The following is a 10,670-nucleotide window of genomic DNA, read 5'->3' as shown; positions in this document are numbered from 1 at the left end:
ACCGTCACGGGGTCTGATGGTGACGGCCCGCCGCGCCCGGCTGCGCCGCGCTCGCGACCGTCACGGGGTCTGATGGTGACGGCCCGCCGCGCCCGGCTGCGCCGCGCTCGCGACCGTCACTAGGCTCAACCGAATGCGCCTTGGTCGAATCGCCAGCCCGGACGGTGTCGCCTTCGTCAGTATCGAAGGCGAACTCGACAACCCAGCAGAGATGATCGCGCGCGAGATCGCCGAGCATCCATTCGGCACGCCGAACTTCACCGGCCGGTCATGGCCGTTGGCCGACGTCCGGCTGCTCGCCCCGATACTCGCCAGCAAGGTGGTGTGCGTCGGGAAGAACTACACCGACCACATCGCCGAGATGAAAGATATGACGGGCCCCGCGCCGGTGGAGCCGGTGATATTCCTCAAACCGAGCACCGCCATCATCGGACCCAACGTGCCGATTCGGTTGCCCGCCAACGCATCACCGGTGCATTTCGAGGGTGAGCTGGCGGTGGTCATCGGCCGGCCCTGCAAGGACGTCTCGGCCGCCCAGGCGGCGGAGAACATCCTTGGCTACACCATTGGAAACGACGTGTCGGCCCGCGATCAACAAAAATCCGACGGCCAATGGACGAGGGCCAAGGGACACGACACCTTCTGCCCAATCGGGCCCTGGATCGTCACCGACCTCAAACCGCTGGACCCCGGCGATCTCGAATTGCGCACCGAGGTCAACGGTGACGTCAAGCAACACAGCCGCACTTCGCTGATGATCCACGACATCGGCTCCATCGTCGAGTGGATTTCGGCCGTGATGACATTGCTGCCCGGCGATCTCATCCTCACCGGAACCCCGGCGGGTGTCGGCCCCATCGAGGACGGCGACACCGTCTCCATCACCATCGAAGGCATCGGCACCCTCACCAATCCCGTGGTCCGCAAAGGAAAATCGTGACTGCACCCGCGAACACACACCCAGTCCGGGTCCGATTCTGCCCGTCGCCCACCGGCACCCCGCACGTCGGAATGGTCCGCACGGCGCTGTTCAACTGGGCCTACGCCCGACACACCGGGGGCACCTTCGTCTTTCGCATCGAGGACACCGACGCCCAGCGCGACAGCGAGGAAAGCTATCTGGCGCTGCTGGACGCGCTGCGCTGGCTTGGCCTGGACTGGGACGAGGGGCCCGAGGTGGGCGGCCCCTATGGCCCGTACCGGCAGTCACAGCGCAGCGAGATCTACCGCGACGTGGTGGCCAGGCTGGTCGAAGCGGGGGAGGCTTACTACGCCTTTTCGACACCGGAGGAGGTCGAGGCACGTCATACCGCCGCGGGCCGTAATCCCAAGCTGGGGTACGACAATTTCGACCGACAGCTGACCGACTCCCAGCGCGCCGCCTTTCTCGCGGAGGGCCGTCAGCCGGTGGTGCGGCTGCGGATGCCCGACGACGATCTCGGCTGGGACGACCTGGTGCGCGGAACCACCACCTTCGCAGCCGGGTCCGTGCCCGACTTCGCGTTGACCCGCGCCAACGGAGATCCGTTGTACACCTTGGTCAACCCCTGTGACGACGCGCTGATGAAGATCACCCATGTGCTGCGTGGCGAGGATCTGCTGCCGTCGACTCCGCGTCAGCTCGCGCTGTATCAGGCGCTGATCCGGATCGGTGTCGCCGAGCGTGTTCCGCAGTTCGCGCACCTTCCAACGGTATTGGGTGAGGGCACCAAGAAGCTGTCCAAGCGTGACCCGCAGTCGAATCTGTTCGCCCACCGCGACCGCGGCTTCATCCCCGAAGGGTTGCTCAATTACCTGGCGTTGCTCGGCTGGGCTATCGCCGACGACCACGATGTGTTCAGTCTCGACGAGATGGTGGCCGCGTTCGACGTGGTCGACGTCAACTCCAATCCGGCCCGCTTCGACCAGAAGAAGGCCGATGCGATCAACGCCGAGCACATTCGGATGCTGGCCGTCGAGGACTTCACCACCCGACTGCGCGACTATTTCGGCGTCCACGGTCATCGCCTCGAGTTGGACGACGCCGGGTTCGCCACCGCCGCCGATTTGGTGCAGACCCGCATCGTCGTGCTCGGTGACGCCTGGGACCTGCTGAAGTTCCTCAACGACGACGAGTACGCGATCGATCCCAAGGCCGCCGCCAAGGAGCTGGGACCGGACGGGGCCGCGGTGCTCGATGCGGCGCTGGCCGCGCTGGACGACGTCGCGGACTGGACGGCGCCCCAGATCGAGGCCGCCCTCAAGGCCGCGCTCATCGACGAGCTGGGCCTCAAACCGCGCAAGGCGTTCGGCCCGATCCGGGTGGGGGCCACCGGGACGACGATCAGCCCGCCGTTGTTCGAGTCGCTGGAGCTGTTGGGCCGCGACCGCAGTGTGCGGCGGCTGCGCGCGGCTCGCGCGACGGTCGGTTAGGAGAGACCCGGACCACGCGTGCGGATTGTCCGACGAGACTTTGGTAGTCTGCACTGCGGTTTACAAAGGCCGACAACGACTGGCAGCGGCGGTCTTCGGAGTAGCTTGATAAGGCTCAGAATGATTGCTGACCAGCAGTTTTAGGCAGCCAATGGGGTATGGTGTAATTGGCAACACAGCTGATTCTGGTTCAGCCATTCTAGGTTCGAGTCCTGGTACCCCAGCAAAACTCTCGCCGTCTCAAGCGATTAGGTGGGCCTAGCGCGGTGAGCTATGCTGACTGCTCGGATCGTTTCTGGCCCCGTCGTCTAGCGGCCTAGGACGCCGCCCTCTCACGGCGGTAGCGTGGGTTCGAATCCCATCGGGGCTACAAACTAAAGCCGCAGTTACTGGTCGGTCCCCAGTACGGCCGGCGCTGTCGATCCACCCACCGGCATGTGCGGCAAGCCGAGTTTGCGGTGATCCCACGAACGAGCCCGGCGGGCCACAATGCGAACACAGACCCGCTTGTTCATCATCTGCTCGACGAACGGCAACATGTCGTCGGTGTAGGGACCGGTGTAGCGCTCCCACACGCTGACCCCCACCCGGTGTGAGACGTCGGGATCGTCCACGATCTCCGCGACCCCTTCGAAGGACACCCCGCGAAGCGTGTCGTAGGTGTGGCCGTCCTCGATCAGGAAGCTCACCCGCGGGTCCCGCTTGAGGTTGATGGCCTTCTGCGACTTGGCTTTGGTCTCCAGCCAGATCTCGCCGTCGACCACGGCGTACCACATGGCGGTCAGATGGGGCTGGCCGTCGGGGCCGATGGTGGCCAGCGTGCCGGTGCGGCTCTTGACGACGAAATCGGCGATCTCGCCCTCCGACATGACGATGCTCGCGCGCTGATTGGTTCCCATGGCGGTCAGTCTGTCAGGCCACGTGCGGCGCCCCGCTCGCGGGAGAACCCAGGGACTAGAGCCGGCGGGCCAGTGCTTCGGCGGCAGACAGCAGATCGGCGGCCCAACGCGCTCCCGGGCGTCGGCCGATCCGGTCGATGGGGCCCGACACCGAGATGGCTGCGACGACGGCGCCGCGGCTGTCGCGCACCGGCGCAGACACACTCGCCACCCCCGGCTCACGCTCGGCCACGCTTTGGGCCCAGCCACGCCGCCGCACTTCGGCCAGCGTTCGCTCGGTGAATTTCGCCGTCGCCAGCACCGCTTTCTGGGTGGCCGCGTCGCTATGGGCCAGCAGCACTTTGGCGCCCGACCCCGCCGTCATCGGCAGTCGCACCCCGACCGGAACCGTATCGCGAAGGCCCGCAGGGGGTTCCAGGGCGGCCACACAGACCCGGTCGGTGCCCTCCCGACGGTACAGCTGCACGCTTTCGCCGGTGGTCTGGCGCAACAGGGGCAGCACCGCGCTGCCGGCGGCCAGCAGCGGATCGTTGACGTGGGCCGCGAGTTCGGTGACGGCCGGACCGAGCCGCCAGCGTCCTTCGTCGTCGCGCGCCAGCAGGCGATGGACTTCGAGGGCGGCCGCCAGCCGGTAGGCGGTGGCTCGCGGCAGTGCGGTCCGCTCACACAGTTCGGCTAATCCACAGGGGGATTGGGCGACGGTGTGCAGGACACCCACGGCTTTGTCCAGGACGCCGATACCGCTATGCTGTCTCACAGGGAGATACTAGCGTCTCGTATCCTGAGATCACAGTCCGAATGATCAGCGAGCCGCGGACAAAGCGAATTGAGGCGAGTTCGATATGACAATCGACACAGAGGCGGCCGCCAGGCCGCGCACTCTGGCCGAAAAAGTCTGGGACGACCATGTTGTGGTGTCCGGCAGTGCCTCGGGACAAGCGGCGGCACCCGACTTGATCTACATCGACTTGCACCTGGTGCACGAGGTCACCAGCCCGCAGGCTTTCGACGGCCTGCGCCTGGCCGACCGGCCGGTGCGACGCCCCGATTTGACGCTGGCCACCGAGGATCACAACGTCCCGACCATCGACATCGACAAGCCGATCGCCGACCCGGTGTCGCGCACTCAGGTCGAGACATTGCGGCGAAATTGTGCCGAATTCGGTGTGCGGCTATATCCGATGGGCGACGTAGAGCAGGGCATCGTGCATGTCGTCGGGCCGCAACTGGGCCTCACCCAACCGGGCATGACGATCGTCTGTGGGGATAGTCACACCTCGACGCACGGCGCATTCGGCGCACTGGCCATGGGAATTGGCACCTCGGAGGTCGAGCACGTGCTGGCGACTCAGACGTTGCCGCTGCGGCCGTTCAAGACGATGGCGGTCAATGTCGACGGGCAGTTGCCCCCGGGCGTCACGTCCAAGGACATCATCCTCGCGCTGATCGCCAAGATCGGTACCGGTGGCGGGCAGGGGCATGTCATCGAATATCGCGGCAGCACCATCGAATCGCTGTCGATGGAAAGCCGGATGACCGTCTGCAACATGAGCATCGAGGCCGGCGCCCGGGCGGGGATGGTGGCCCCCGACGAAACCACCTACGAGTTCCTGCGCGACCGCCCGCACGCCCCGAAAGGGGCGCAATGGGACGCGGCCATGCGTTATTGGCAGCAGTTGCGCACCGACCCGGGCGCCGTATTCGACACCGAGGTCTATCTCGACGCGGAGTCGTTGAGCCCGTTCGTGACGTGGGGCACAAACCCCGGCCAGGGCGTGCCGTTGGCCGCCGCCGTGCCCGATCCCGAGCTGATGACCGACGACGCGCAGCGCCAGGCCGCTGAGAAAGCGTTGGCATACATGGACCTTCGACCGGGCACGCCGATGCGTGACGTCGCCGTTGACACGGTGTTCGTCGGCTCCTGTACCAACGGCCGCATCGAAGATCTGCGGATCGTCGCCGACGTGCTCCGTGGCCGCAGGGTCGCGCCGGGGGTGCGGATGCTCGTCGTGCCGGGCTCCATGCGGGTCCGCGCGCAGGCCGAAGCGGAAGGGCTGGGCGAGGTTTTCACCGCTGCCGGCGCCGAATGGCGGCAGGCGGGATGCTCAATGTGCCTGGGGATGAATCCCGACCAGCTGGCGCCGGGCGAGCGGTGCGCGGCGACGTCCAACCGCAACTTCGAAGGGCGCCAGGGTAAAGGCGGCCGCACGCATTTGGTGTCTCCGGCCGTTGCCGCAGCGACAGCAGTTCGCGGCACATTGTCCGCTCCGGCCGATTTGAGCTGACGTATTCGACGTCTGAAGGGATGAGCATGGAAGCATTTCACACCCACACAGGTATCGGTGTGCCGCTGCGGCGCTCCAATGTCGACACCGATCAGATCATTCCGGCGGTGTATTTGAAACGTGTCACCCGAACCGGTTTCGAGGATGGCTTGTTCGCCAGCTGGCGGTCGGATCCGTCATTCGTGCTAAACCTCAGCCCCTTTGACCGGGGGTCGGTCTTAGTCGCAGGACCCGATTTCGGGACGGGTTCGTCGCGCGAGCACGCGGTGTGGGCGCTGATGGACTACGGGTTCCGGGTGGTCATCTCGTCTCGATTCGGTGACATTTTCCGGGGCAATGCCGGCAAGGCGGGGCTGCTGGCGGCCGAAGTTTCCCAAGACGGGGTGGAGCTCCTCTGGAAGCTGATCGAGCAGAGCCCCGGCCTGGAAATCACTGCCAATCTTCAAGATCGAAATATCACCGCGGGAACGACGGTGCTGCCGTTCAAGATTGACGACCACACCGCGTGGCGGTTACTCAACGGTCTCGACGATATAGGGCTTACGCTGCGAAAACTCGACGAAATCGAGTCTTTCGAGGCGACCTATCCGGACTGGAAACCGCGCACTTTGTCCACCTCCTGAACGGCCGAACGGAGCCGAAGTTCTGCTCGATCGGCTAACTAAACCGGGCCGATTTTTATGACCCTCCACCGGTCAAGGGCGGCAACCAGATTGCGAAAACGTCGTACGCCTTGCCCTGAAATTGCGCGTGGCTCTTGGAGATTTGCTGGGTGAGGGTTTACCGTGTCCACTAGTCGGTTCAAATCGAGGACCACTAGTGTCGGAGGGATTGATGAATAAGGCAGAGCTCATTGATGTGCTCACACAGAAATTGAACACGGACCGTCGGCAGGCGACCGCAGCGGTCGAGAACGTTGTCGACACCATTGTGCGTGCGGTACACAAGGGCGACAGCGTCACGATTACCGGGTTCGGTGTGTTCGAACAGCGGCGCCGCGCAGCGCGCGTGGCTCGCAACCCGCGTACCGGTGAGACGGTGAAGGTGAAGCCGACGTCCGTCCCCGCGTTCCGGCCCGGTGCCCAATTCAAAGCGGTTGTGTCTGGCGCACAGCGTCTCCCGTCGGACGGCCCAGCCGTCAAGCGCGGCGTGGTAGGGGGCGCGGCCAAGAAGACCGCGGCCAAGAAGGCTCCCGCCAAGAAGGCTGCGGCCAAGAAGGCTCCCGCCAAGAAGACCGTGGCCAAGAAGGCTCCCGTCAAGAAGGCCGTGGCCAAGAAGGCTCCCGTCAAGAAGGCCGTGGCCAAGAAGGCTCCGGCCCGCAAGGCCGCGGTGAAGAAGGCTCCGGCCAAGACGGCCGCGGTGAAGAAGGCTCCGGCCCGCAAGGCGGCGACCAAGGCTCCGGCCAAGAAGGCCGCGAGCAAGGCCACGGCCCGCAAGGCTCCCGCCAAGAAGACGACCGCGCGTCGCGGCCGTCGCTAGGCAGAGCACGTTCTAGACACGAATACCCTTCGGGCGGCAGCGTTGCCCCCGGAGGGTATTCGTGTGCTAGCGGCGGTCGCAAGCGCGGTGAAGCCGGGTGCAGCGGGCCGCCGCCATCGGGCTAGCGGCGGTCGCAAGCGCGGTGAAGCCGGGTGCGGCGGGCCGCCGCCATCGGGCTAGCGGCGGTCGCAAGCGCGGTGAAGCTGGGTGCGGCGGGCCGCCGCCATCGGGCTAGCGGCGGTCGCAAGCGCGGTGAAGCTGGGTGCAGCGGGCCGCCGCCATTCTGCTAAGCCCGTACGTTGGCGGCCAGCGCGCCGCCGATGTGGTCGGCGGCCACCAACCGCCCGTCTGACAACGACAGCACCCAGGTGCTGCCTTTGTGGTTGCGCGATTTGTCCGGCCGCACTCCATCGTGATCACACCACCACGCGATCAGGTCCGGAATCACCTTGCCCTGCGTACAGACAACGGGTGTGCCCTGCTCCTCGGCGATATCCAACATCCGGTGGCGGCCGCGTTTGGCGTTCTTGGCGTAGGCCTCTTCGGTGAGGGTGGGCTCGTTGTGCACGGCCACGCCGAGCTCCTCGGCGAGTGGTTCCACGGTCTGGTGGCAGCGGAGCCGGTCGGCCGCATACACCTGCGAGGCACCGAAGGCCAGCAGCTGCGGAACCAGCGCCCTGGCCTGCGCGCGTCCCCGTTTGTCCAGCGGCCGCTTGGTGTCGTCGCCGGAGAAGCGCGACTTGCGCCCGGCGGTGGCGTGCCGGACCACCAGCACTGTATGCGTGTCGGCCGCCTTTTTGTTGAAGTGGCGCAACACTTTTCGGTCTTGTGCATAGTCGAGCTTCTGCATCGCCTCGGCCACCGGCAGCCAGAGCAACCGGTCGACCTCGTCGCCCGGTATGAATTCGCCGCCGACGGCGCGCGCCGACCAGTAGCAGACTTTTTTGACGCCCGCGTCGATCGGATAGCTCACCGTGTTGAGTCGTCTGCCGAGGGTCGCGTGTTGGCCGGTCTCCTCGTACACCTCTCGCACGGCCGCCACCGGCGCGGTCTCGCCGGGGTCCACTTTGCCTTTGGGCAGTGACCAGTCGTCATAGCGGGGGCGGTGGATGACAGCGATCTCGACATCGTGGTCGGCGGTGTCGGGGCCGCCCGGTCGCCACAGGACCGCTCCGGCGGCATGGACGATTCGGCTTCCAGAGCGCCGAGTGTAGGACGAGTTCGGGTGCGGCACCTCAACTCCTGCAGGTCAATTCGGTCAGAGTCGCACATTCAATCATGCTGCGGCCCGGAAACAACAGGAAACACCGCACAGGTCTAGGGGCTGCGATGCCGCTCCATCAACGATACTTGGTGGTCACGCACGGTATGGCCGTCTTGTGGCGACGCGGTCCATTGCCCGTCGGGCCCGAGTTCCCAGCACCGCGTGGACGGATCCAGTGCGGATTCGAACAATTCGTCCAGCTGCGCGGTGAGCTTGGGGTCCTTGACCTGAGTCATCACCTCCACCCGCCGATCGAGATTGCGGTGCATCATGTCGGCGCTGCCGATCCAGAATTCGTTGACGTTGTGGAAGTGGATGATCCGCGAGTGTTCCAGGAAGCGGCCGAGAATGGAACGCACGAAGATGTTTTCGGAGTAGCCCTCGGCGCCCGGGCGCAGCGCGCAGATGCCGCGCACCACTACCTCGACCCGCACACCCGCCTGCGACGCCCGGTACAGCGCATCGATCACCTGCTCGTCGACCAATGCGTTCATCTTGAGACGGATTCGGCCGTTCCCGCGTTCGCGGTGCGCGGCGATCTCGCGGTCGACGCGTTCGATGATGCCGGTGCGGATTCCGTGCGGCGCCACCAGCAGATTGCGATAGGAGACCTTACGCGAGTATCCGGTAAGCGAATTGAACAAATCGGTGAGGTCCGCGCCGATGTCGGGCGCCGCCGTCAGCAGGCCGACGTCCTCATACAGACGGGCGGTCTTGCTGTTGTAGTTGCCGGTTCCGATGTGGCAGTACCGTCGGATCGCCGAGCCTTCGCGACGCACCACCAAGCAGGTCTTGCAGTGCGTCTTGAGCCCGACGAGCCCGTAAACCACGTGCACACCCGCTTGTTCGAGTGCGCGCGCCCAGCGGATGTTGGCCTGTTCGTCGAAGCGCGCCTTGATCTCGACGAGCGCCACGGCCTGCTTTCCGGCCTCGGCCGCTTCGATCAGCGCGCGAACGATCGGCGAATCACCGGAGGTGCGGTACAGCGTCTGTTTGATCGCCAGCACGTTGGGGTCGGCGGCGGCCTGCTGGATGAATCGCTGCACGCTGGTGGAGAAGGAGTCATAGGGGTGGTGCACCAGCACGTCGCCCTCGCGCAGGGTCGCGAAGATGCTCTTGGGAGATTCGCGGTCGGCGAAGGCGGGGTGGGTGTCCGGAACGAATGCCCGGTCCTTGAGCGCCGGGCGGTCCAGGCCGTAAATCTGCCACAACGACGAAAGATCGAGAAGGCCGGGGACTTCGATGACGTCGCCCGGGTGCACGTCGAGTTCGCGCAGCAGCAATTCCAGCATGCCCTCGGTCATGTCGTCGGCGATCTCCAGGCGCACCGGTGGACCGAACCGCCGGCGCGCCAATTCCCGTTCGAGCGCCTGCAGCAGATCTTCGTCGCGGTCTTCTTCGACCTCCATGTCGGCGTTGCGGGTAATGCGGAAGGCGTGATGTTCGACGATTTCCATGCCGGGGAAGAGAAGCGGAAGGAAGGCCGCGATCAGTTCTTCCAGCGGCAGATAGCGGACGATGGACCGTCCGTCACCGGCGGCGGCGCCCCGGCCCGATTCGAGGGTGGCGAGTTCGACGAAGCGATCGACGTTGTTGGGCACCTTGACTCGGGCGAAGTGCTGGCCGCCATCCTCGGGTTGCCGCACCATGACTGCCAGGTTGAGACTCAGCCCGCTGACGAACGGGAACGGGTGTGCGGGGTCGACGGCCAGCGGGGTCAGGACGGGAAAGACTTGTTCGGTGAAATAGGCGGACAGTTCGTCGCGTTCGGCCTGATCGAGATCGGCCCACGTGACGATGTGGATACCTTCCTCGGCGAGGGCCGGCCGCACCGAATCGAGGAACACCCGCGCGTGCCGGGTGGCGATTCGCTGGGTCTGTTCCCCGATGAGCGCCAGTTGCTTGCGCGGCGTCAAACCGTCGGCGGAACGTACCGATAGCCCCATCTCGTCGCGGCGCTTGAGGCCGGCGACCCGCACCATATAGAACTCGTCGAGGTTGGAGGCGAAGATCGCCAGAAACTTGGCGCGTTCCAACAGCGGCAACGAATTGTCGTCGGCCAGCGCCAGCACGCGGGCGTTGAAGTCCAGCCAGCTCAGTTCCCGGTTGAGGTAACGCTCCTCCGGCAGATCGGTCATCACGGTCGGGGTCGCAGCCGGCGGTGCTGCCACGGCCGAGTCGCCTGCATGCCAGACATTCTCGTCGGGCCGCACCTCAGCATCGATTTCCGTCACCCTGCGATCATCGCTCATCACGCGCGGGTGCTGCTAGCGCTCACGGGACATCCATTCGCCGTTGGGTCGACGTTCACCCCCAGGACACATCCACCCA

Annotated in this window: 9 protein-coding genes and 2 tRNA genes; 7 read left to right on the top strand and 4 right to left on the bottom strand. The window is 65.5% G+C overall.

Translation table 11 applies throughout. The features are described 5' to 3' along the window. Window positions 1–133 precede the first annotated feature (133 nt). From EPN51_RS03495 to EPN51_RS03480, 4 genes are all read left to right on the top strand, one after another. Window positions 134–940, top strand: a complete 807-nt coding sequence (locus tag EPN51_RS03495) for a fumarylacetoacetate hydrolase family protein (protein ID WP_293037182.1) — start codon at window positions 134–136, stop codon at window positions 938–940. Continuing rightward, window positions 937–2,412, top strand: a complete 1,476-nt coding sequence (gltX, locus tag EPN51_RS03490) for a glutamate--tRNA ligase (RefSeq protein ID WP_293037179.1) — start codon at window positions 937–939, stop codon at window positions 2,410–2,412. The genes EPN51_RS03495 and gltX overlap by 4 nt, the downstream gene beginning before the upstream one ends. Window positions 2,413–2,564: 152 nt before the next feature. Continuing rightward, window positions 2,565–2,636, top strand: a tRNA-Gln gene (locus EPN51_RS03485). A 73-nt stretch (window positions 2,637–2,709) separates the two neighbouring features. Further along, window positions 2,710–2,782: transfer RNA gene (locus tag EPN51_RS03480), tRNA-Glu, on the top strand. Window positions 2,783–2,798: 16 nt separating this feature from the next. On the opposite strand, the gene EPN51_RS03475 is transcribed toward EPN51_RS03480, so the two are convergent. Together EPN51_RS03475 and EPN51_RS03470 are read right to left on the bottom strand one after the other, a co-directional pair. Continuing rightward, complete coding sequence (locus EPN51_RS03475; RefSeq protein WP_293037176.1) at window positions 2,799–3,311, bottom strand: PPOX class F420-dependent oxidoreductase; 513 nt, start codon at window positions 3,309–3,311, stop codon at window positions 2,799–2,801. Between the two features lie 55 nt (window positions 3,312–3,366). Beyond that, window positions 3,367–4,068: an IclR family transcriptional regulator gene (locus EPN51_RS03470; protein WP_293037173.1), complete on the bottom strand. Its 702-nt coding sequence runs from the start codon at window positions 4,066–4,068 to the stop codon at window positions 3,367–3,369. A gap of 85 nt (window positions 4,069–4,153) precedes the next feature. Between EPN51_RS03470 and leuC the strand changes: the two genes are divergently transcribed. The 3 genes from leuC to EPN51_RS03455 all read left to right on the top strand — a co-directional run bounded on the left by leuC (window position 4,154) and on the right by EPN51_RS03455 (window position 7,075). Further along, the gene (leuC, locus tag EPN51_RS03465; protein WP_293037170.1) at window positions 4,154–5,596 is read left to right on the top strand and encodes a 3-isopropylmalate dehydratase large subunit; all 1,443 of its coding nucleotides are present in this window, start codon (window positions 4,154–4,156) and stop codon (window positions 5,594–5,596) included. Window positions 5,597–5,622: 26 nt separating this feature from the next. Then, window positions 5,623–6,219: a 3-isopropylmalate dehydratase small subunit gene (gene leuD / locus EPN51_RS03460; protein ID WP_293037167.1), complete on the top strand. Its 597-nt coding sequence runs from the start codon at window positions 5,623–5,625 to the stop codon at window positions 6,217–6,219. A gap of 211 nt (window positions 6,220–6,430) precedes the next feature. Then, the gene (locus EPN51_RS03455; protein WP_293037164.1) at window positions 6,431–7,075 is read left to right on the top strand and encodes an HU family DNA-binding protein; all 645 of its coding nucleotides are present in this window, start codon (window positions 6,431–6,433) and stop codon (window positions 7,073–7,075) included. Between the two features lie 286 nt (window positions 7,076–7,361). Here the strand turns inward: EPN51_RS03455 and EPN51_RS03450 are convergent, their stop codons facing one another. Both EPN51_RS03450 and EPN51_RS03445 read right to left on the bottom strand, forming a co-directional pair. Continuing rightward, window positions 7,362–8,309, bottom strand: coding sequence for an NUDIX hydrolase (locus tag EPN51_RS03450; protein ID WP_293037161.1), 948 nt, complete (start codon window positions 8,307–8,309; stop codon window positions 7,362–7,364). Between the two features lie 83 nt (window positions 8,310–8,392). Further along, a complete protein-coding gene (locus tag EPN51_RS03445) occupies window positions 8,393–10,594 on the bottom strand; it encodes an RNA degradosome polyphosphate kinase (protein WP_293037158.1) in 2,202 nt (733 codons plus the stop codon). Between the last annotated feature and the right edge of the window lie 76 nt (window positions 10,595–10,670).

Source organism: Mycobacterium sp., assembly GCF_004298145.1.
GTDB lineage: Bacteria > Actinomycetota > Actinomycetes > Mycobacteriales > Mycobacteriaceae > Mycobacterium.
The sequence above is the reverse complement of the archived record's forward strand: the minus strand, read 5'-3'. Positions and strand labels throughout refer to the sequence as shown.

Excerpts from the sequence above, each read along its gene's own strand:
- EPN51_RS03495 (WP_293037182.1), top strand. The coding sequence starts at position 134 with ATGCGCCTTGGTCGAATCGCCAGCCCGGACGGTGTCGCCTTCGTCAGT.
- EPN51_RS03475 (WP_293037176.1), bottom strand. The coding sequence starts at position 3,311 with ATGGGAACCAATCAGCGCGCGAGCATCGTCATGTCGGAGGGCGAGATC.
- leuC (WP_293037170.1), top strand. The coding sequence starts at position 4,154 with ATGACAATCGACACAGAGGCGGCCGCCAGGCCGCGCACTCTGGCCGAA.
- leuD (WP_293037167.1), top strand. The coding sequence starts at position 5,623 with ATGGAAGCATTTCACACCCACACAGGTATCGGTGTGCCGCTGCGGCGC.
- EPN51_RS03455 (WP_293037164.1), top strand. The coding sequence starts at position 6,431 with ATGAATAAGGCAGAGCTCATTGATGTGCTCACACAGAAATTGAACACG.